Here is a 22,309-nt window from a genome sequence, read left to right on the forward strand (position 1 = left end):
GGGACGGTTGAAACATGGGTCAATTCTCAATGGAAATATCAGGCTGTGCCGGGTCAGCTCTCAGTGGAAATCAACACCGTGGCGATTTTACCGCCGTCGAGAGCAGCGGCGTCGATCCATCCGCCTCAATTGCTAATTTTTATCCAGAGGCAGGTGATATTACAGAAAATACTCCATTTTGATCAGTTCGATGTTGCCAAATTATCAAATTATGATAATTATTGGATAAGGAAGCCAAGGAGGATCAAAATGACCCTAACTGCGGTGCGCGCGGGCGCATATCTGCATCATGTAGCGTTCGAGAGCGCTGACCCCGAGCGCCTAGCCCAATTCTACGCTGATGCAATGGACATGGAGCTGACCAAGATGGGCGAGGAGTGGATCTGTGAAGGACCGCAGCGTCGTTACATTGTGCGGGCCGGAGAAAGCCGTAAGCTCGCTTATGCCGGCCTCGCTTGCAGGGACGCCGATGGACTTGCCGAACTGAAAGCCCGTGCTGAAGCTGAAGGTCTGGAGATCCTAGCTTCAAGTTCGATCTTCTTTGAAGAAGGTGCTTTCGCCGTACGGGATCCGGATGATCATCTGATCGCCTTTGGGCTGGCAAAGCCACAGAAGGCGGGGCTGAAAGGCATTCTCGGCCCGACGCAGCATCTGACCTTTGCTTCGCTGGATGTCGATGCATTCAGCAATTTTTACCATGGCAAGCTGGGTTTCGCTCTTTCGGACCGAGTCCGCCACAAGGATGGAACGCTGGCGACCTGTTTTACCCGTTCCAATCATGAACACCACACTATTGCCTGCTTCAAATCGGACCGGACTGGTGTCGATCATCACTCCTACGAAGCCGGCGAATGGGACACGATCAGGGACTGGTGCGACCACCTTGCGGAACAAAACGTTCCGATCATGTGGGGTCCTGGTCGTCACGGACCCGGCAATAACCTCTTCATCTTCATCGAAGACCCCGACAAAAACTGGATCGAGATCTCAGCGGAGCTCGAAGTCGTCCACGACCGTCCGGTCAAGGACTGGCCGCATGAGCCGCGGACACTGAACCTTTGGGGCAAAGCAATTTTGCGCTCTTGAGCCGGCCGCGAAGAAGAGGAATCGCACAATGCAATTCGTAAGCTATACACGTCTCGGTAGCTCTGGCTTCGGGGCAAAGGTCGGGGAGGGGATCATTGATCTCACGGAACGGCTCGCACCCGGCGTAACCGGCTTGAAGCAGGCAATCGCCGCCGGACTTCTGCCGGTGGCTCGAGAATATATATCCGGACGCAACGCCGAGTTTACCGAGGCGGACGTGGCGCTGCTCCCGGTCATTCCCGATCCCGGGAAAATTCTTTGCGTAGGCCTCAACTACGAGAGCCACCGTGCCGAGACAAAGCGTCCGGATGCCAAATATCCAACAATTTTCACGCGTTTTGCCGATAGCCAGATTGCTCATCGCCAGGCGATCTTAAAACCGCGGGTATCGGACCATCTCGATTATGAAGCTGAACTTGCGGTGGTGATTGGCAGGGGCGGGCGCTATATCCCGGAGGAGAGGGCGCTCGACCATATCGCCGGCTATGCCTGCTACAACGATGCCACCGTGCGCGATTGGCAGCGACATACCTTCCAGTTCACGCCGGGGAAGAACTTTCCGTCGACAGGAGCATTCGGTCCACAACTCGTTACACCGGACGAAGTGGGTGACTATCGCGACCTTCGTATCACCGGCCGGCTGAACGGTGAGATCATGCAGGATGCGACCCTTTCGGATTTGATCTTCCCCATCGCGACGCTGATCTCCTACTGCTCGTCCTTCACGCCTCTCCAGCCCGGTGACGTCATCCTTACCGGTACGCCCGGCGGTGTCGGCGACCGACGCGAGCCGCCCATATTCATGAAATCCGGCGATGTCTTCCAGGTCGACATTCCGGGGGTCGGCTTGCTCATCAATACCATTGCGGCGGAGAGCTAAATCATTGCGCTGGAGGTGATGAGGAGCACGAGGAGTATCAATGATCGTTATGAAGCCAACCATAAGGGCCGACATTGCCATTGTCGGGGCCGGGCCAACCGGTCTAACCCTTGCCAATCTACTCGGAGGTATGGGTGTATCGACGATCCTGATCGAGCGCAATCTGGCGACGGTTCAGGAGCCTCGCGCGGTTTCGATCGACGATGAATCCATGCGTACGATGCAAGCGATCGGCCTTGCAGATGCCGTGGAGGCCATCGTCGCACGTGGTTATGGTTCGCGCTATCTGTCGCCGCGCCAGAAGCTTTTCCTGACCGTGGAGCCGACTTCGCGCGACTATGGGTTCGACAAGCGCAATGCCTTTCAACAACCGGATCTCGAGGCTCTGCTGCGCGGCGGACTGAACCGCTATGCCCATGTGACGCAGATGTTCGGCTGGGAGATGCAGTCCTTTTCACAAGACGACGATGGAGTCCTTGTGGAAATCGCTGACGCCGACGGCGCGATGACGAGCGTGGCGGCGCGTTATATGGTGGCATGTGACGGCGGGCGCTCTCCTACGCGCACTAGCCTCGGTATAGAACTCGCAGGATCGACCTTCGCGGAACGCTGGCTCATCGTCGACCTTGTGCGTACCGAAAACCGCTTCCGTCACACGGAAGTCTACTGCGATCCGGTCCGTCCCTGCATTTCGCTGCCGGGGCCGCACAATATCCGACGCTACGAATTCATGCTGCATGTCGATGAGGATGAGAAAACCGCGACGGACGAGGACTTCGTCCGCAATCTTCTCGCTCAAGTCGGCCCAGACCGAGACTGTGTTTTCCGTCGCGTACGGGTCTATACGTTCCATGCGCGGCTTGCGACGCGCTGGCGTGAGAAGAATGTCTTCCTGGCGGGCGATGCGGCACATCTCTCGCCGCCTTTCGCCGGCCAGGGCATGAATAGCGGCCTGCGCGACGCACACAATCTTGGCTGGAAGCTCGCCGAGGCGATTCGTGGAAATGTTCCTGGCAATGTTCTCGACAGCTACGAGACCGAGCGTATGCCGCACGCCTCTGAGATGATCGCGCTCGCGCTCAGGATGGGTCGAATAATGATGCCGCACAACGCTATCAAGGCGTTTTTGACGCGTACGGCGTTTCGCATACTTGGCGCCTATCCCCCCGTGCGGGATTACTTTGCGCAAATGCGCTATAAGCCGAAGCCTCGTTTCCGTGCCGGCTTGATGTGGGTTGACGAGCGCCCCGAGAAGTCCACCATAGTCGGTCGTTTGGTGCCGCAGCCAGTGGTGGAGGATACACATCTGCGCCGGCTGCTCCTTGATCAGGTCCTGTCTGATCAGCCGGTTGTTCTCGTGTTTGACGAATTTCCGGATCGTGTCGTCAGCACGCATTCGGTGCGTCTGTTGCAGGAGGCCGGCGCGGAGGTGATCGGCCTGACACCGGAATGGATCAACCCAGTCGACGGCAGCTTCTCCGTCTATCGCGATGTAAGCCGGCTCTTCAGCGCTCCGCAAATGAAAAGCTATCTCGGATACGCATTGCTGCTGAGACGTGATCGCTATATCGCCGCGGCTGAGCCTGTCTCCTCGGTTGACAGCCTTTGCGAAAAGGTGGCGGCTCTGCGTGCATGCCCTGCAAGTGCCCGCTCCACGGCACCTCTGATCGTCGCCGTGTGATACACTTCCACGGGGGGCTCGGCCAGGCCGGCGGGTAATCGCATTGACATGCTGCGATCCAGAATGGCAATGAAGGATGCGCAATCTGACGCGAACACCGGTCTTTTGAGGAAATTCGATGGCAGGGCTTGATCGATTTGTCGATATTTTGAGACTCTTCGATAAACACAAGCCCGACTGGACCATCCAGGAGATGGCGGACGCCGTGGAGGTTCCGGCGAGTACGGTCTATCGTACGGTCCGCGAATTGGTGGGGCAGGGCTTTCTTGATCCATCGATTGAGGCCCACTACCGCTTGGGTGCCGCATTTATCGAATTCGACCGACGCCTGCGCATCTCTGATCCGCTGATCCGTGAAGGTGAACCTGTACTCCGCGACGTTGTCCATGCTTCGCCTATACCATGCGTCGCCGTCCTTGCACGGCTCTATGGCGACCAGGTGATCTGCGTCGCCGACAGACGCACCGCCGATGCCGATATCGCGACAAGCTATGAACGCGGCCGCCCGATGCCGTTGATGCGTGGCGCCACGTCAAAAACCATTCTGGCACAGCTGCCGCGCGCCAGGCTTAGCAAGCTACTCAAGAACGTAGCAGAGATCGGCGCACCGTTGGATGAGGTGACGACGGAGCTTGGGGGCATCCGCAGGCGCGGCTATGCGATCACGCGTGGTGAGGTCGACAAGGGCCTTGTCGGGATATCCGTCCCGTTATCTTGCCCTGAAGCCGCGATTAACGCGAGCATGAGCCTCATCATGAGGCACGAGGATTGTAGCGATGTTGTGGAACGGCGTCTTGTGATGACACTCATGCCTGCTGCTGACATGCTCGCCGCAAAGCTGAAGCCGTCGAACGCTGAGAATCCCATATAATTATCAATTTGCAGGTAATGGTGATATTTTTAATTACGATATTATCAAAAATCAATAATTGGCTTGACATGCACCGAAGATTTCGGCAGGGTTAGTGCTGCGAGGAGGCAAGGCATCAATGGTGCTTTGTGCGGGAGGAAACCATGTCAAAACTGCATGACGGCACCGATTGTCTTCAGGAAGTTGTCGAGGGTACAGCATTGCACGCGCCGAAGGCGGTGGGCTCGCTGCAGTCTGGAGATCGCTCCGGTCGGTGGTGTCAGGGATCGACGTTGCGTCGGCCTCAGCGGTTAACCCGCGCTTTCGCCCTCATCGCGGTGTGGTGCGTGGAAACGATCTTCCTTGCCAAGGGTTGTGCCGGCTTATTGAGCGGCAGGCTACTTGCAGGTCGGCAATCATAGTTTTGTAGCGTTTCTCAGCGACCGAGCCGCCAGGAAAACGTTCGGCGCATGGCGCGCCGCCTGCCGCAGCTGATCGGCGCCTTTGCCAGACTGAACCAATGCAATCCGCGCGGCGAATGTCGCGGCCCACAATGCCCGCTCCCCACGGGTCAGGAGCAAATTTGTGGTTTCTAAATGAAATGCCGCCGTCCAAACCGGCTGCTCTGCCACCAAGAGGACTTACGAATGCAACAACATGTTCAACCCACCGCACTTGTCTCTAGCGCCTACAGCGACTTTTCCGGACAGTATATTGCTGGCCGCTGGGTTCCGGGGACGGAAGGTAATGCCTCGCTTGACCGAAATCCGTTCAACGACGAGACGGTGGCGGAAATCTCTCTTGCCAGCCTCGCCGACCTGGATCTGGCTTTCGAGGCGGCCCGATCCGCCCAGCCAGAATGGGCAAAGACGTTGCCTTCTGAACGTGCGGCTGTGTTCCTAAAGGCCGTTGCCATCCTTGATGGGCGCAAGAACGAGATCATCGACTGGCTCGTGCGCGAGTCCGGCAGTACCCGCATCAAGGCGGGCATCGAGTGGGGTGCCGTGCGTGCCGGCATGTTGGAGGCGGCAACGATGCCATCCGCGGCGCAGGGGCATATCATCCCCGTCGACCGCCCCGGCAAGGAAGCCAGGGTGTACAAGAAGCCGGTTGGTGTGGTTGGCGTTATCAGCCCGTGGAACTTTCCGCTGCACCTTTCCAACCGGTCGGTTGCGCCTGCTATAGCACTCGGCAACGCGGTCGTGCTGAAGCCCTCCAACGACACGCCCGTGACGGGTGGACTGCTGCTTGCCAAAATCTACGAGGAAGCGGGCCTGCCGGCGGGTGTTTTGAATGTTGTGGTCGGCAGTTCGGCAACAATCGGCGATGCCTTTTCTCGTCACCCCATCCCGCGTGTTCTCACCTTCACCGGCTCGACGCCGGTTGGCCGACATATCGCGCGCGTCGCGGCGGAGTCGGCATTGCTCAAGCGCGTCGGCCTCGAACTCGGCGGCAATGCTCCACTGGTCGTGCTCGACGACGCTGATCTCGGCAAGGCTGTCCATGCGGCGCTGATCGGTCGGTTCATGCACCAGGGTCAGATCTGCATGAGCACGAACCGCATCATCGTCGATGTCTCGCTCTACGACCGCTTTGTCGAAGCCTTCACGGAAGCGGCGAAGACGGTGAAATATGGCGATCCCGATCAGCCCGATACGCTGGTTGGGCCGCTCTGCAACGACAGTCAGGTCCGCAATGTGCGCGCCAGCATTGAGCAGGCCCACGCCGCCGGCTTTCGCGAATGCCTTGCCGGCACGATCGACGGCCGGGTCGTCTCGCCGCATGTCTTCGCAAACGTTACCAATGATTCCGATTTCGCACGCCAGGAAATTTTCGGCCCCGTCGCGCCGCTCATCCGCGCGGCCAATGAGGCAGAGGCACTCACCTTCGCCAACGATACTGAATTCGGCCTTTCCAGTGCAGTCTTCACCGGCAACGAGGCTCGCGGCCTTGCCTTTGCGCAGCGCGTCGAGGCGGGGATGACGCATATCAACGACATCACGATCCACGACTATCCGCATGTGATGTTCGGCGGAGAAAAGAATTCCGGTCTCGGGCGCTTCAACGGCAAATGGATCGTCGAGGAGTTCACCACCGATCACTTCGTGTCGATCCAGCGCTAGCGGCTTCGGCGCTCATGGCCAAAGAGCCGCAGGCGCCGACCATATCCATCCAGGCCGTGGGGGCGGTCTGTTTCCTGGGAGGAGGTTGATATGCAGAATTTGACCGCAGGCGTGCGGCAGGGGTTGCTGTTAGTGGCCGTTGCATGGCTGGCGCCGATCGGATCGACTTTGTTCGCTCCGGTACTGCCTCAGATGATCGCACATTTTTCAGACGTGCCGCGCGCCGGATTGCTCGCGCCACTGGCGCTGGTGACGCCCGCTCTCTTCGTCGCGCTGTTTGCGCCGCTTGCCGGCATTCTGGCCGATCGAATCGGGCGCAAGCGCGTGCTGCTCGTTGCGCTCACCATTTATGCCGGGGCCGGCATCGCTCCTTATTGGATCGACAACCTCTACGGCATCATCCTGTCGCGCGGCGTCGTCGGGATCGCCGAGGCGGGGGTGATGACTGCAAGTACCGCGCTGATCTGCGACTATTTTGTCGGCGAACGGCGCGCCCATTGGCTCTCGGTACAGTTTGGGTCGGCGTCCCTCGTAGCGACATTCTGTTTCGTGCTCGCAGGTTTCCTTGGCGGATACGGCTGGCGCGCGCCATTCCTCGTCTATGGGATGACGGCACTTTTTATCCCACTCGTCGTCGTGCTCATCTTCGAACCAGCTTCTGTCGCGCCGGCAGCGCGCGTCTCGATGCGTGAAGATAGGCCACGGGGCCTGTTTACACCGCGCTTCATCGGTTGCCTTGCGCTGACCCTCTTTTGCGGCATGCTGTTCTATGTCACGCCGGTCCATATTTCGCTGGTGCTGAGTGAGCGCGGCTTTACCGATGCGGGCATGCTCGGCCTTGCCAGCGCCGTTGGCTCCATTGGTGTCGTGGTCGGCGCAGTCGCCTTCCGTATGCAGTCGAAGCGCTCGATCGGGGCACTGCTCGTTATGGCCATGGTCGCGCAAGCCATCGGCTATACCATACTCTACAACGAGCCTTCATGGTCGGCCGGTGTCATCGGCATGTTCATCAACAACATCGGTTGCGGAGTTTCTCTTCCACTCGTTCTCGCCTTCACGATGAGCAGTCTGCGCAATGACTACCGCGGGCGGGCTTCGGGGATTTGGACCTCGATATTTTTTATCGGGCAATTTGTCTGTCCCATTGGCGTGAACGCCGTTGCGGCTGCATCCGGCGGGATGGTTGGAGCCATGGCCGTCTTTGCCGGGATCACGATTTTCGCGGCTTTGGTTTTCCTTGCCGGATTGATGTTCAGCCATTCCTTCAAAGAACCGGCCACGCCGAGTCGCGACATCATGCCTGTCCATTGAACAGGGAGCGGTCGGGGTGGCGCATGATCTCCATCTGGTCGCGGCTGTCGACAATTCTGTTACCACGCGCGGTCTTCGCGATCGCGTTCATCAATTCCAAACATCTAGAGTGGGGGATCACGATGGAAATGCAATCGCTTAGCCTAAAAACAACTCTGCTGGTTCTCAGCGGCCTTATCGGCGTGATGGCCGGAGATGTCGCCAGCGCGGCCGAGTTCTACCAGACCACGACACCCGGAGCCACATCCGATACTCGCGCCGCCGAGCTGCCACCGGAAGCGGGCTTTTACGCCATCGGCGGCATATGGGGTAACTGGCGGGATTCTCTGAGCGATAATAATGGCAATGCGATGTACTCGGATACCCGCGAGCGACTTCTTCAGGGCCAGTTGGGTGGACTTTATGTCTATCCGGGTCAATTCATGGGTGGGCGGATGGCATCCTCGCTGATCTTTGCCTACGGTCAACATGATTTGACGATCACCCGCAGTTTGCCGATCGATCTCAGCGACAAGCATACGGGATGGTTCGACGCCTATTCAGACCTCTTCTTCTGGTCGAAGAGCTGGTACGAAGGACCGCCGCCCGGGTCGGTCGGCCAGCCGGTTCCAGGTCCAAATTTCGTCCCGCCCATGCCGGTTGGTTTCACGTTGGGCCTCGGCCTCGGTGTGACGATCCCGATTGGTATTTTCGACGCCAGTACGGTGGGCAGCCCCGGCTTCAACAACTGGGTCCTGTCACCGAATGTTGCCTTTACATATAGAACCAAACCGATTCTGCTTGATGCGACAGAATTTTCCGGGCGGATTTTCTACAACCACAATTTCCAGCGCGAGGATTCGACTGGGGGGTTCAACTACCGCGACGGCGACTACATCTCTGCTGATTTCGCCATCACGGAGCGCTACGATCGGTTTCAGTTCGGTCTTGCTGGCAATGTCAAATGGCAGATCGAGGATGACGCGGGGTCGCCCGCCGTTCCGGCGACGGACGGTCAGCGCTACAAATCAATTCGCCTTGGTCCAATTCTGGCGATTGATTTTCCCGAGCAGCGCAGCACCGTTTCGCTGAAGTTCCTGACAGACGTTTATAGCCGGAACGCCTTCGAGGGAAATTACTTGCAGCTGAGCTTTATTCGTAAGCTCTGGTGAATTTATCGACAAACGTAGAAGCATAATCGCGGCTGGCTCAGAACGCACGGCAAATGGCCCTGCGACCCGCGCTATAAAAGACCGTGCACACCATAGAAAAATTGTCAGGCGCTCTTGTGATTCCCGGCGCGGTAGGTGTTGAGGAAAATGCTGATCGCCGGTTCGACATTCCGCGTGATCTCTTCTTCGCTCGCTCCATCGCGGATTGCCCAAAGGCATTGTTCGAACAGACGGACTTCACAGAGGGCCTTGAAACGCCAGGCGCCTGCCACAGGATCCTCTAAATTGAGTTCCCGCCGGTTCGCAGCGTCTGCGAGAATGACGGTCATCACGTCGATGACGCTTTTCGGGCCGTTTTCGAAAAAAATTCGGCCAAGTTCCGGGAACCGGAACGCCTCGGCGATGACAAGCCGATTGATCGCCATGATCTCAGGTGAAAGCAGCAATCGGAGGTAGTTTGTGCCCAATGCCGTCAATGTCGCAACAAGCCCAGCTTCTTCCCCCGGCAGCAACAGGAATTCCTCGCGCCTTTGCTTGCCCGCAGCGATGACAAAGGCAGCGAAGAGGTCCTCTTTCGACGGAAAATATCCGTAGAGGGTCCCCTTGGAACCACCGACGGCGGAGGCGATCGTTGCCATGGAAACGGAACCGTACCCTTCGCGCAGGAACAGTGCGCCGGCAACATCGATGATCTCGTTTCTTTTTTTCTCGCTTCGAACACGCATCATGCCGTTATAACCGGACAGAGCCGTACTGTTAAGTTGATCTGCGAATAAATTTATAATAGTACAGATTCGTACGATTATAGGAGGAATTTACATGACAAGGCCTTTCCCCAGTAGTCCGGAATTCACCGGGGCACTTTATAAACCCGTCCGCTTCGAAGGGGAGGTTTATGATCTGGAGATAGAAGGAACGGTGCCGGCCGAAATCGACGGTACGTTCTTCCAGGCCGCGCCTGATCCCCAGTATCCACCTATGCTCGGTGAAGACATGTTCTTTAACGGCGACGGCGTTATCAGCGCCTTCCGCTTTAAGGACGGGCATGTCGACTTCCAGCGCCGCTACGTTATGACAGAGCGATTGAAGGCACAGCGTGCCGCCCGCGCCTCGCTGCATGGCGTCTATCGCAACCAGCACACGAATGACCCAAGCGTCCAGGGTCTGAACAACAGCACCGCAAATACCAATGTGATCCTGCATGCCGGCAAGCTGTTGGCGCTCAAGGAGGATAGTGCTCCCTACGCGCTTGATCCGATCACCCTCGAAACTATCGGCCTGTGGGATTTCAACGGCCAGCTTACCAGTGCCACCTTCACAGCACATCCGAAGATTGACCCGGTCAGCGGCGACCTTCTCTGTTTTGGTTATGAGGCCAAGGGTGATGCCACGCCCGACATTGTTTATTACGAGATCGATGCCCAAGGCCGCAAAAGACGGGAGACATGGATTGTTGCTCCATATGCCGCGATGATCCATGATTTTGCGGTTACCGAGAACTACGTGATCTTTCCGCTCATGCCGCTCACCGTAGACGCCGAGCGGCTCAAGCAGGGCGGTCGTCACTTTCAGTGGCAACCTGGGCTCGATCAGCTTTTCGGCGTGCTCCGCCGCGATGGCGACGGTCGCGACGTACGCTGGTTCACGGCTCCCAACGGATTCCAGGGCCATACGCTCAACGCCTTTGACGATGGCGGACGCATCTACATCGATATGCCGGTCACCAGCGGCAACATCTTCTATTTTTTCCCGCAAGCGGATGGCACCGTTCCGCCACCGGAGACATTGTCTTCGAACATGATGCGGTTGACCTTCGATATGAACTCACGCGGCAACACGCTGCAGATGACACCGCTGACCCGCTTTCCGTGTGAGTTTCCCCGCAGTGACGACCGATATATGGGTCGCCAATATCAGCACGGCTTCGTCATCGCGATGGATCCGGAAAAGCCTTTTGACGAGGCGCGGATTGGGCAACGTCCATTTCAGTTTTTCAATATGCTCGTGCAAATCAATGTTGCGACGGGTAAGACAAAGTCCTGGTTTGCCGATGATCAGTCCTGCTTCCAGGAGCCGATCTTCGTCCCAAAGCACGCTGATGCACCCGAGGGCGAGGGGTACATAATCGGCCTTGTAAACCGGCTCGCCGAGCGCGCGACGGATCTTCTCGTGCTCGACGCACAGCACATATCCGAAGGTCCGATCGCAACGATAAAACTACCGATGCGGCTGCGCATGTCATTACACGGAAACTGGGTACCTGGTTCTGCCTTGCATGTAGACAGAACCTAGTACCACAGTCGTCCCAGCTTTTTTGGGAGGATCGCGGACGCGATCCGCCAGAAATAATAGCGCGGCTCAATGGTTCGTTCACAGAAAACTTCATTGGTCATCTAAACAGTTCCATAATTACTATTGCCGATCTAAAACCAGACAAATTATTGATATCGCACTTATATTTTGTTTCAACATTGAAATTTTACCGAGGGGTCGCAGGTTCACATCCTTTCAAGGCGAACAATCAGATCAAACTGAGCCATGCACATGGTCGCCGACGAGTGTAGGGAGCGTCTCGGCTGCATCGGTAACCGCTCTCGCTCTCTTAGCTTGCCTCTTGCAGGCGTACTGCAGGAGCAGCTCGCCGAACATAGGCGATGTCAATGGGCTCTCGACGTCCTGCAAGCGCGACTTCGTCTTTTCGGACCCAATCCAGCGCCGCTTCGGCGCCGGGCACCTGACCCATCATCGTCATAGACACGACGAGTGGCGCCTCGAGCTTCTTCGTCAAAGTTTCCAGCCTTTGGGCAACGTTGACCGTATCTCCGATGACGGTCAATTCATCGTGGTACCCGCTTTCCAAGACGCCGCTGATGACCGGGCCATAATGTAAACCGATCCCGGTTTCCAAGGAAGGTCCGCCCAGCTCGACGTTCGATATTTTCCAGCATTCCAGCCTGGCCATCAGTTCTACCGCGCAAGCCAGCGCACGATAGGCATCGTCGGGTCGTGACTTGGGCTGCCCGAACACGGCCATCACGCCATCACCAATGAATTTGTCGACTGTGCCGCCAAATGCAAACACGGTTCCCGCAACGATCCGACGGTACTCGGCCAGCACTCTTGCAAGCTCCCGGGGCGTTGCTGTCTCGGAATAGCTGGTAAAGCCCCGGATATCGATGAACATGATCGCAGCGTTGCGCCGTTCAAGATCGAGAATGCTGCTTGCTTCCTCCAGTTCAGCCACGACCATTGGAGAGAAAAAGCGCGATAGATTCATGCGCCTGTCCTCGATCCTCATGGCTTCTTTCCGCGTCCCTTCGTGATCGCGTGCCAACAGAAAGACGGCAAAGGCGGTGAAGGCAAAGCTTATCGTCAGGCCAAGGTCCTGGTTGAAGAAATTGGCCAGCAAAGTACCAGGTTCGTTGGAATGGTGCCGATAAGCCATCAACGCCAGCATCGCGATCCAGGCAATAATCACGATGCCGGAAAACAGCAGGACCAGTCGTTGTTCCAATTTTAGCGCAACATGGTTGAGAAGGATGAAGGCAACGACGAGGCTTGATGTCGTCAAGTTGTGGTTCTCGGTGATGGGATTGGCCAATATATGCTCGTAGAGCACGATCACGACCAGACCGGCATCCAGCGCGACGAAGATTTCCGTAAGCCATTTGTTCTTTGCGAAGTATGTCGCCGAAAAGATCGAGGCGATGCTGATCATCAGATAAATCAGCATAATGGTAATATGCGTGACGACGCTTGTCCGGCCGTCGCCCAGGACAAGATTGGCAACGAGGACGGCCAGTGCGACGAGGCGCAGCGATGCCGACCGAATTTCCCGGATCGAGTCGCTGTTGCTAAACACAGAGGTCTTTCGGTCCATTGGATTTCCAGATGTTTTCGCCACGGTCAAATGCAGCTTCCTGCGACCAGCAGCAAAGCCATTTATCGGTAACACCGAGTTGCCGCGCCCGAGATACCCGGGCGCGGTGTCTTCGATCATTTAACCTGAGTGACGGCGAGCTTGCCGTTCACACGCTCGGCAACGAATTCGATGGCTGCGCCTTCCTTGAGTTTTTGCAGCAAGACGGGGTCCTCAACGCGGAAGACCATCGTCATCGCTGGCATGTCGAGGTTCTTGAGGTCCTCATGCTTGATGGTAACCTTCTTCGCCTTGGCATCGACCTTGTTGACCACGCCCTTGGTGAACTCTTGAGCAAGTACACCGAACGCCGCCATGAGCGACAGGAAGGCGACGAGTGTGAGCCTGATTGCAATGTTCATTGTTCTGTCCTTCCAATCCTGTGTGTTACTTCCCTGCGACCGTGACATTGCCATGCATGCCGGCCTCGTAATGACCCGGCACGAGGCAGGCGAACTTGAACTCGCCATCCGTCGTGAACTTCCAGATGATGTCTCCGGATGCACCGGGTGAGAGCCGGATCGAATTGGCGTCGGCATGTTCCATTTCCGGGAATTTCTCCATCTGCACTTTGTGCTCGAGAATCTTGTCTTCCTGATCGAGTACGAACTCGTGCTCGACGGTTCCCGCATTCTTGATCGCGATTCTGACGGTTTGATCCTTGCGCACCTTGATGACATCGGGGGTGAAGATCATCTTGCCGTCGTCCGTCTCTTTCATCGTGACTCGGATGGTCTGCGTCGCCTTGGACTTATCGCCAGCCTCGCCGACGGCCACCTTTTCCTCATGGCCACCGGCGTGACTACCAGAGGCGACCGCAGGGCCGGCCAGGGCTGCGAACACGAGTGCGAATGCATATTTCTTCATGGGTAGATCCTTATGTATGGTGAAAGATAACAGCGCTCAGCCCTTCGTCGGTCTGGGCGTAATCTGCGTTTTGGCGTCCTTGATCTTGGTCGCGTCCGGCAATTCGCCGGTCCATTCCCAAGCTTGCGTTCCGGGCGGGTTTTCGTACCAGCCCGGATCGGAGTAATCGTCCGCGGAGATACCCTCGCGGACTTTCACGACAGAGAACATCCCGCCCATTTCGATCGGGCCGTGGAGACCCCAACCGGTCATCATGGGGATGGTGTTCTCGGGGATGGGCATTTCCATTTCGCCCATGTCGGCCATGCCCTTGGTGCCCATGGGCATGTATTCGGGCTGAAGCTTGCGGATCTTCTCCACCACTCCCTTCTTGTCGACGCCGATGAAAGTCGGGATATCGTGGCCCATCGCATTCATCGTGTGATGCGATTTATGGCAATGGATCGCCCAGTCGCCGAGATATTTGGCGTCGAATTCATAGGCCCGCATCGCACCGACGGGGATGTCGATGCTGACCTCCGGCCAGCGTGCCTCTGGCCGAACCCAGCCGCCGTCCGTGCAGGTGACCTCGAAATCGTATCCGTGCATGTGGATCGGATGATTGGTCATCGTCAGATTGCCGATGCGCACGCGAACACGGTCGTTTCTGGAAACCACCAGCGGGCTGATGCCGGGAAAGACTCGGCTATTCCAGCACCACATGTTGAAATCGGTCATTTCCATGACCCGGGGCACATAGGAGCCGGGATCGATGTCGTAGGCGTTGAGCAGAAACACGAAGTCGCGGTCGACCGGCATGAACTTCGGGTCCTTGGGGTGGATCACGAAGAAACCCATCATGCCCATGGCCATCTGGACCATTTCATCCGAATGCGGGTGATACATGAACGTCCCCGACTTCACGAGATCGAACTCGTAGACGAATGTCTTACCGACGGGGATGTGGGGCTGCGTCAGGCCGCCGACGCCATCCATTCCGGACGGCAAGATCATGCCGTGCCAGTGGATCGTCGTGTGTTCCGGCAGCTTGTTGGTGACGAAGATGCGAACCCGGTCACCCTCGACCGCCTCGATCGTCGGTCCTGGCGATTGACCGTTATAGCCCCAGAGATAGGCCGTCATGCCGTCTGCCATCTCGCGCTCCACCGGCTCGGCAACCAGATGGAATTCCTTGACGCCGTTGTTCATACGGTGAGGAAGCGTCCAGCCGTTCAAAGTCACGACAGGCTGATAATTCGGGCCGGTGTCAGGATGGATGGGCGGCTGCATCTCGGCCGACACCATTGTGGGGGCATCCGGCAGGCCCATTGCCGATGTCTTCGTCCAGGCCGCTGTTGAAAGCAGGGCGGCACCTGCTCCGATGATCTGTCTTCTGTTGAACATGTTCGTGATCCTTAATGTCCTGCAGCGCCAGCATTCGATGCCGACGCGGTTTCGCCCGGCCCGGCCGCTTCGCCGTTGCCGCCGCCGTAAATCGTCGGCATGAGGTTGGCGTCCGCCAGCCAGAAGTCGCGCTTGGCGTTGACGGAAAGCAGGATGGAGTTGATCTTGTCGCGGGTGTCGGTCAGCAGTTCGAAAGTGCTCGAGATCATCCCGTTGTACGTCAGGAGCGACTCTTCCTCGATCTTCGTTCTGAGCGGCACGACGCTATTGCGATAGTGCTTGGCGATCTCGTAGTTCGATCGATAGGCCTCATGGGCTGACCGGGCTTCCGAGCGAACGTTGACGGCCTTTTCCGCGAGCTGGTTTGCAGCACGCATGTAAGCAAGTTCGGCTTTGCGCAACCGGGCCTCGCCGGTGTCGAAGATCGGTATCGCGAACTCCAGTTCGACCTGGCCGGTTGTCTCAGTCTTCTTCTTGCCGTCCTCGATTGCCCGTTCCGTCTCGAAGCCGCTCAAGATTTCGAGATCCGTCACGTATCGGGTGGCCTCGGTCAAACCATAGGATTTAGCGGTGGCAGCCAGATCCAATTTTGCCATCTGAAGATCGACGCGTTTCAGAAGTGCTTCGGCTTCGATGGCATCCCGTTTGATCAGCACCTTGGGAAGGGCAGGAAGACTGTTGGGGATCTGATAGTCGATTGAGGAGCCCCAAAGCCCCATCAGCCGCGTCAGTTCTTCCTTGCTTAACCTGACGGCCAGTCGGGCTTGAGCTGTTTGCCCTGCAAGTTCCGCAGCAAACACATGCTCGCGAGCCTGCAAGCCCTTGGTCATTGCGCCGGTTTCGCCAAGCTTGGATGCCAGCTCGGAGGATGCATCCGCAGCAAGCTGAGCACGCTGGAGCTGTCCCACAGTCTCCGAGGCGGCCACGGCGTTGATCCAAGCGCGGCGGGTATCCGCAGCCAGTTTCAACGTAGCGACGGCCGCAGCCAGCTTCGCCTGTCTGAACCGGCTATCGGCAATCTCGACATTCTTCTTATGGGTAGCCAGAGCTAGAATGTTGGTTGCGACCATACCTTCAATGGTCCTGAATGCCTCAAGTTCCGGGGTCCCCAACCCCGTCGTTCCAATCGAAACCGAGGGATTGATCAGCATGGTCGATTGCCAGGCGTCGGCGGCGCTGTCACCAAGATCCGCGTAGGCTGCCTGCAGCCCCTTGTTGTTCAGAAGTGCGACCTGAACAGCCGTTTCGACATCCAGGGTCTTCCGTTTGTTGATCAGGCCCTTCACCTCATCGGCGACGGCCTGCGCCTGAAGCTTGTTCTGTATCCACACCGTATGTTTGCCGGTTGCCGTGCCTGCGGTATTGGCGACTGTCGCGAAACCGGCATCCCGCCTTGCGTATTCGGTGGATACGCATCCGCCAAGAGCAATCGGAAGCAGGAGGAGGGCCGCGTTCTTAAGACTGGGTGTCATGATGCATCTCCTTTTGAAGGAGACTGCAATTCGTTTTGCCTTTTCCACGGTTTCGGATCGACTGGCTGACGCGCGACATATCCGCTGAGCGGAGTGCGATATTGGATCGGCCGTGCTGTCGAAAGGAGATCGCCGTCCGGCGTGGGAACGTCAGGAGGTAACGTGGATGAGCAGCCGCCGGCGATCAACGGCAGTGCCACCACCAAAATGGTAGGTCTCATGTTCTTTTCCGAATAGGAGTGTGTGTCCGGAAGGTCGTCGGCTCATCGAAGCCGACAACGATCCGATGCAGTGCCCGAAAAGGGCAGTCTCGCTATTCAGATAGTCGGGGGGCGGTGAAGCGTCGGCAGTTCGCCGAACGAGTGCTGGTCGTTCATGAACTCGCGAATGGAGGAAACGACCGGGCCACCGAGCCCGGGCCCGTCGCACATGATCGCAAAGCCGCCACAGAAGTCCTTGCAGCATTCCTTCTTGACGAGTTTCGCAGTACTCCCGTCGTCCGAGGAGGCAGAACCATGACGATGGTCGTCAGTGGATGCATGCTCCATATGATGATCGCCGCCTGGCGACATCATATCGGACATGGTCTTCTGGATTTCAGGAAAAGCCGAGCCGTGCATTGCAGCGTTGGCGCTGGGCATGGTGTATCCTGCCAGCGATACCATGATCGCCAGCCGCACAAATACGAGCATTGCGCTCCGTGCGATTCGGTACATTCTGCCCATGCTCCAACGACTACAATCAAAGCGGCTCAGTTTCAATCGTAACCTCTGATTGAGAAACATTCGCGTCGATTCTATGACATGGGCGTCACATGGAGGATGCATACTTGAAAGATGCTTATCGCGGCTTTACTTCGCTTCGCGAAATGGTCCGACCATGGATCATGGGCTTATGCTCAGAACTCCTCTCCATTTGCGAACGGGAGTTGATCCGATTTCCCGACCAGCTCATCTGTGCACGAGGTTCCTTTGACCAGATCCAGCGCGGCGTTTTACATCGGCTTCATCGTAGCTCTAGTATCGGTCACGGCCGTAGCCGGACATGCCGCGGACGACCTTGTCACTGTTCGCCAAGGCGACATGAAGGCAATGGCTTTCGCGGCTAAGACCATAGCGGACATGTTCAAGGATCCTCCCACCTATTCGTCGACCGGGTTCAAGCGGGCCGCCGACACCATCGCCGACAAGTCCGGCAACGCATTGATTGTTCACTTCGCGGGCGAAACCGCTACCGCGAATTCAAAGGCGAAGCCAAACATTGGCGAGGAGCGCGATCGTTTCGACCGCTTGGCGACCGACCTCAAAAATTACGCCAACGCGCTTGCCGCCGCTGCGGAAAGAAACCCTGGAACGATGGGCGCCAACATGCGGATGAAGCCAGGCGAGCCGATGGGCGATGGCCCGTTCGGCACCCATGTTCGAACCGAGGCTGAGCTGTCGTCTATGCCCGCTGAACATATCTTCCATCTGATGCTCCAGACCTGCACGAGCTGTCATGCAAGGTTCAGGACTGATTGAATGGCGCCAGCCTGAAAAAGGGGCAAAGTGTTGAATTCCATATCAAATTCACCCGGCTTTCCATTTGGCGATAAGCCACAAACAGTTCGAAAAAGCGAAACACTTCATTGGCCTGCCTCCGCCTGGCAGGGTCAGCGTCAAGCGGAAAGACGGGTCAGATCGCGGTGGAATTCAATAGTCCAATGTCCGGTTGCTTCGATGCCGCGAAATGGAACAACGTTTGCGATTATTATTCTCTATTATTCTGCACGGCTTTGGTGCATGGCTCCCGGCGTGAATGGATTCTGTATCTTTGATGCTGTGACTATGCCGTTGTTGCCCCGGACCGGACGGACTTCGGGCGCGCACATGCCAGCGTTCTGTTGAGGACGGCGCAGCCGGTGTCCGATGATCGACTTGTAGCAGTCGATCGCGTTGGCCCGAGGTGGAATGACGACGGCAGCATCGGCGCTGTGCCGGCTGACCGAGTCATAGGCGCCGTCAGCTGTAAACTTGCCAATCGGATCGTCGATCTGATCGAGTAGTGGTCCCACTTGTAACTGTCGCCCATGTCTTGGCTGGTCATGACGTGAGCGACGACGTCGCCGCTATCAGCATCCAATGCCAGATGCAATTTGCGCCAGCCTCGACGGGCTTTGGCACCGTGCTTCTCCTCAGGCCACTGGCCAGCGCCGTAGACTTCGAGCCCAGTACAGTCGACGAGGACGTGAACGGCCTCTTTCGCCGGAATATTGCGACGCTTCCGCCTGCCAGCAGATTGCCACATCCGTCCTCGTCGGCTCAATGTCGTATGATCGGGGAAGGCGAGATCCAGTCCCATCCGTTGCAGCACTTATGCCAGAAAGCCTTAGGTTTGCCGCAGTCGCAAGCCGAACTCTAGACCCAGCGTCAGAGATGTCTGGATCGCCAGATCGGAAAAGCGTGGCTGGCCACCACGCGTCTTCCGCTTCGGTACCTGCCATGACGACAGCGCTTCTGGCGTTATCCACAATGTCAGGCGCCCGCGCCGGCGAAGGCCAGTCTCATCTTCCGCCCAGTTCATCAGCTTGAACTTCATCTTGCCGATATGATGACGGCCGGTAGCATTGAGTTTGAAAGGCATAGGTGCAAGAGACCGGTTATTGCGTTAGGCGATCACCTATGCCAACGCCATTAACGATCCGCGCACCAACGTCGCTACCATCCAGATATGGCGACAGCGTTGTTCTTTATCCAATTTGCGCAATCTTTTGACGTCGAGCGGCCAGGGTAAATTGACAGCAGAAATGCCATATGGAAAAGGTGCCCAACACTGCGCTGGTCCGCGCCAAAAGACGACGAGTATGGAAGGCGAGATTTCATTGGAAGTCCGTCCGCCTGTAAATTCTGAGTCCACATGGCTTTCGCGGCGGAAGGTGCGTCATTGCGGTAACGACATGATGTCGGCCCAAGACTAAAGGTGCCTTGCGCACGGGAAAACGTCGCTCAAATCGATGGAGCGAGCCGACCCGATCTTCGAGACGTGATCACGGACTCGAAGAGCAACGGAACGCTTAGCGATAGCGAAACAAATCTATGGGCTGGCGCGGTTTCACGCGCCAGACGGATACCCAATTCTAAAACAGACATTTCCTCCACGGCCAAACCCGGCCGTAGTCTACAATTTTAGCTGTGTGGAATATAGTATGGCTGGATTTTCAGATCAAATTGACGACCAGATAATCGCGAATGCCTTTTCGAGGCGGAGCTTCCTGATGGGCTTCGCCGCTCTTAGCCTGTCTGCCGTTGGTGCTCGCGCCGACGATGCCACATCTTCGTCCTCGGACGCAACGGCTGCCCAGGATGGGTTCGTCCATCCGGGCCTGCTGCACACCGAAGCCGATTTTACCCGCATGGCGGCAAAGGTCACTGCGGGAGAATCGCCCTGGGTCAACGGCTGGAAGGTTCTGACTGATAATCCGTATGCCAGCCTAGGATATAAACCGAATCCGCAGGCAGCGGTCTATCGCGGCAAGGACGGTGTACATGCAGAGAATTACAGTTTGCTTTATAAGGATATCGCCGCTGCCTACGCGCATGCCGTGCGCTGGAAGGTGACGGGTGACACCGCTTACGCCGAGAAGTCGATTCAAATTATGAATGCCTGGTCCGCAGTCCTGACGGTCATCGGCGGCGATACGAATGCCGCGCTGGCGGCGGGCATCTACGGCTACGAATTCGCCAATGCGGCGGAAATCATGCGCTCGTATACAGGCTGGGCGGCGGCGGATTTCGCACGTTTCCAAACGATGATGGTCAACGTATTCTATCCGATCAATCACGACTTCATCAATCGGCATAACGGCACCCAGGTTACGCATTATTGGGCCAATTGGGATCTATGCAACATGGCATCGATCATGGCCATTGGCGTGCTCTGCGACAACCAGGCCTATTTCGACGAAGCGATCAACTATTTCAAAACCGGCGCGGGCAATGGTTGCATCATGCAGGCCGTCTACTACGTCCATCCGGGTTATCTGGGCCAATGGCAGGAGACCGGGCGCGATCAGGGCCACAATACGCTGGGCATCGCCCTGGTCGGGGCGATCTGCGAAATGGCATGGAATCAGGGTATCGATCTCTACGGTTATGACAACAACCGCGTTCTTGCCGGAGCGGAATACGTCGCCAAGGGCAATCTGATCGAAAGCGGCACGACCTATTACACCGTGCCTTACCTGTTCTACACCAATGTCGACAAGGTCAATCAGAGCGTCTTCTCGACGGGGAGTCAGGGGACCGCCCGGCCATGCTGGGCACTGCTCTACAATCACTATGTCAACCGTCAGGGCCTGGATGCGCCCTATACCGGCAAGTTCATGGATTTCATGTACAAGACTGCTCCGGAAGGCGGTGGCGGCAATTACGGACCCAACAGCGGCGGCTACGACCAGCTGGGTTATGGCACTCTTACCTGCAGCCGCGACCCGATTGCATCCGGCAGCCCTCCCAGCGGCCTGACCGCCAGGTTGCGCGCGGGTGACATTGTTCTTTCATGGTGGGGGACGGCCTACGCGACGGGCTACAGCATCAAGCGGGCAACGCAATCGGGCGGCCCATACACGACCCTGAAGACCGGGATTACCGACCTGCTGACCTATACCGATACGGCTCCGACGGACGGTGTCTATTATTATGTGATCACGGCGGAGACGCCTTCGGGCGAAAGTGCCGCCTCCAACGAAGCGACGGTGTCCACGACAAAAGCTCTGCAAACCCAGTTCGCCTTCGATGAGGGGACCGGCACCACCACCGGAGACGGCGGCAACCTCGTCAATGCCACCTGGGCGACGGGAAAGACCGGCACGGCCGTCTCGCTGACCAGCAGCAACAGCGCCTATGTCTCGCTACCGGAAAACATCGTGCTGTCCTCGGCCGATTTTACTATCGCGGCCTGGGTCTTCTGGAACGGCAATCAAAACTGGGCGCGCATTTTCGATTTCGGAACCGGCACAGGTCGCTACATGTTCCTGACGCCGCGCGGCGGGTCGGGCAAGGCCCGTTTCGCCATCACCCTGAACAGCGGGAATGGTGAGCAGGGGATCGACGCAAATATCGTCATGCCTTCCGGGCGCTGGGCCCATGTTGCGGTGACCTTGTCCGGTCATACCGGCACCCTCTACATAGATGGCGCCGAAGTCGGAACAAACACGGCGATGTATTTCGCGCCGTTCGATATCGGGCCGACGAAGCAGAACTGGATCGGACGGTCACAATACAGTGCCGATCCTTATTTCAACGGTCTGATCGATGACTTCCGTATCTACAATGGTGCGCTGGACTCCTCCGGGATCACCGCCCTGATGGCGTAGTTCGGACGGTTTCGACGAATAACCGAAGCGTTCCCACCAGGAGAAAAACGGAAAGACGTGCTCTCCTGGTGGAAGCGCCCTGACAACAAGACAAAGGCTGATGCCTTGTGACCGACTGCTTCCGGCCCATCTTGGCCGATGCGGAGGTTGCACCACCAAAACCGTGGAGGCGGTTGTTTTTCGCCCGTTTCAATCGGCTCGTGCTTCGTCGCGGGAAGACGCAGAATGTGTTT

At 57.3% G+C, this 22,309-nt stretch carries 18 protein-coding genes and 1 pseudogene; 10 read left to right on the forward strand and 9 right to left on the reverse strand.

What is annotated here, in order from left to right:
* The 7 genes from AB6803_RS30830 to AB6803_RS30860 all read left to right on the forward strand — a co-directional run.
* The coding region (locus tag AB6803_RS30830; RefSeq protein ID WP_371112416.1) for a VOC family protein at positions 1-1,086 on the forward strand (1,086 nt) is incomplete at its 5' end.
* Between the two features lie 28 nt (positions 1,087-1,114).
* Positions 1,115-1,966, forward strand: a complete 852-nt coding sequence (locus AB6803_RS30835) for a fumarylacetoacetate hydrolase family protein (RefSeq protein WP_371112417.1) — start codon at positions 1,115-1,117, stop codon at positions 1,964-1,966.
* 49 nt (positions 1,967-2,015) lie between these two features.
* Entirely contained in the window at positions 2,016-3,647 is a 1,632-nt protein-coding gene (locus tag AB6803_RS30840) for a bifunctional 3-(3-hydroxy-phenyl)propionate/3-hydroxycinnamic acid hydroxylase (RefSeq protein ID WP_371112466.1), read from the forward strand.
* A 118-nt stretch (positions 3,648-3,765) separates the two neighbouring features.
* Positions 3,766-4,518, forward strand: a complete 753-nt coding sequence (locus AB6803_RS30845; protein ID WP_371112418.1) for an IclR family transcriptional regulator — start codon at positions 3,766-3,768, stop codon at positions 4,516-4,518.
* Positions 4,519-5,144: 626 nt separating this feature from the next.
* Positions 5,145-6,620, forward strand: a complete 1,476-nt coding sequence (locus tag AB6803_RS30850) for an aldehyde dehydrogenase family protein (protein ID WP_371112419.1) — start codon at positions 5,145-5,147, stop codon at positions 6,618-6,620.
* Between the two features lie 90 nt (positions 6,621-6,710).
* Positions 6,711-7,931 carry an MFS transporter gene (locus tag AB6803_RS30855; RefSeq protein ID WP_371112420.1) on the forward strand — a complete coding sequence of 407 codons (1,221 nt, stop codon included), beginning with the start codon at positions 6,711-6,713 and terminating at the stop codon, positions 7,929-7,931.
* 23 nt (positions 7,932-7,954) lie between these two features.
* Positions 7,955-9,082, forward strand: a complete 1,128-nt coding sequence (locus tag AB6803_RS30860; RefSeq protein ID WP_371112421.1) for a transporter — start codon at positions 7,955-7,957, stop codon at positions 9,080-9,082.
* 104 nt (positions 9,083-9,186) lie between these two features.
* Here the strand turns inward: AB6803_RS30860 and AB6803_RS30865 are convergent, their stop codons facing one another.
* Positions 9,187-9,810: a TetR/AcrR family transcriptional regulator gene (locus AB6803_RS30865; protein WP_174059522.1), complete on the reverse strand. Its 624-nt coding sequence runs from the start codon at positions 9,808-9,810 to the stop codon at positions 9,187-9,189.
* A 91-nt stretch (positions 9,811-9,901) separates the two neighbouring features.
* Here AB6803_RS30865 and AB6803_RS30870 point away from each other — a divergent pair, with 91 nt between their 5' ends.
* The gene (locus tag AB6803_RS30870) at positions 9,902-11,374 is read left to right on the forward strand and encodes a carotenoid oxygenase family protein (protein ID WP_371112422.1); all 1,473 of its coding nucleotides are present in this window, start codon (positions 9,902-9,904) and stop codon (positions 11,372-11,374) included.
* A gap of 310 nt (positions 11,375-11,684) precedes the next feature.
* On the opposite strand, the gene AB6803_RS30875 is transcribed toward AB6803_RS30870, so the two are convergent.
* The 7 genes from AB6803_RS30875 to AB6803_RS30905 all read right to left on the reverse strand — a co-directional run bounded on the left by AB6803_RS30875 (position 11,685) and on the right by AB6803_RS30905 (position 17,439).
* Complete coding sequence (locus AB6803_RS30875) at positions 11,685-13,082, reverse strand: adenylate/guanylate cyclase domain-containing protein (protein WP_371112423.1); 1,398 nt, start codon at positions 13,080-13,082, stop codon at positions 11,685-11,687.
* Complete coding sequence (locus AB6803_RS30880) at positions 13,079-13,363, reverse strand: copper-binding protein (RefSeq protein WP_371112424.1); 285 nt, start codon at positions 13,361-13,363, stop codon at positions 13,079-13,081. Before AB6803_RS30880 ends, AB6803_RS30875 begins: the two co-directional genes overlap by 4 nt.
* Positions 13,364-13,388: 25 nt before the next feature.
* The gene (locus AB6803_RS30885) at positions 13,389-13,868 is read right to left on the reverse strand and encodes a plastocyanin/azurin family copper-binding protein (RefSeq protein ID WP_371112425.1); all 480 of its coding nucleotides are present in this window, start codon (positions 13,866-13,868) and stop codon (positions 13,389-13,391) included.
* A 36-nt stretch (positions 13,869-13,904) separates the two neighbouring features.
* A complete protein-coding gene (locus AB6803_RS30890; RefSeq protein ID WP_371112426.1) occupies positions 13,905-15,251 on the reverse strand; it encodes a multicopper oxidase family protein in 1,347 nt (448 codons plus the stop codon).
* Between the two features lie 11 nt (positions 15,252-15,262).
* Positions 15,263-16,723 carry a TolC family protein gene (locus AB6803_RS30895; RefSeq protein ID WP_371112427.1) on the reverse strand — a complete coding sequence of 487 codons (1,461 nt, stop codon included), beginning with the start codon at positions 16,721-16,723 and terminating at the stop codon, positions 15,263-15,265.
* Positions 16,720-16,944 (reverse strand): hypothetical protein, encoded by a 225-nt coding sequence (locus tag AB6803_RS30900; protein ID WP_371112428.1) that lies wholly within the window; start codon positions 16,942-16,944, stop codon positions 16,720-16,722. The genes AB6803_RS30895 and AB6803_RS30900 overlap by 4 nt, the downstream gene beginning before the upstream one ends.
* Positions 16,945-17,040: 96 nt before the next feature.
* On the reverse strand, positions 17,041-17,439 hold the full coding sequence (locus AB6803_RS30905) for a hypothetical protein (RefSeq protein ID WP_371112429.1): 399 nt from the start codon (positions 17,437-17,439) through the stop codon (positions 17,041-17,043).
* 282 nt (positions 17,440-17,721) lie between these two features.
* Here AB6803_RS30905 and AB6803_RS30910 point away from each other — a divergent pair, with 282 nt between their 5' ends.
* Positions 17,722-18,243 (forward strand): cytochrome c, encoded by a 522-nt coding sequence (locus AB6803_RS30910; protein ID WP_371112467.1) that lies wholly within the window; start codon positions 17,722-17,724, stop codon positions 18,241-18,243.
* 404 nt (positions 18,244-18,647) lie between these two features.
* Here AB6803_RS30910 and AB6803_RS30915 read toward each other — a convergent pair.
* A pseudogene (locus tag AB6803_RS30915) lies at positions 18,648-19,345 on the reverse strand (IS5 family transposase); the annotation flags it as partial.
* Between the two features lie 631 nt (positions 19,346-19,976).
* Between AB6803_RS30915 and AB6803_RS30920 the strand changes: the two are divergent.
* Entirely contained in the window at positions 19,977-22,076 is a 2,100-nt protein-coding gene (locus tag AB6803_RS30920; protein WP_371112430.1) for a LamG-like jellyroll fold domain-containing protein, read from the forward strand.
* Positions 22,077-22,309: the final 233 nt, after the last annotated feature.

It is taken from the genome of Rhizobium sp. RCC_161_2 (assembly GCF_041355235.1).
Lineage (GTDB): Bacteria > Pseudomonadota > Alphaproteobacteria > Rhizobiales > Rhizobiaceae > Rhizobium.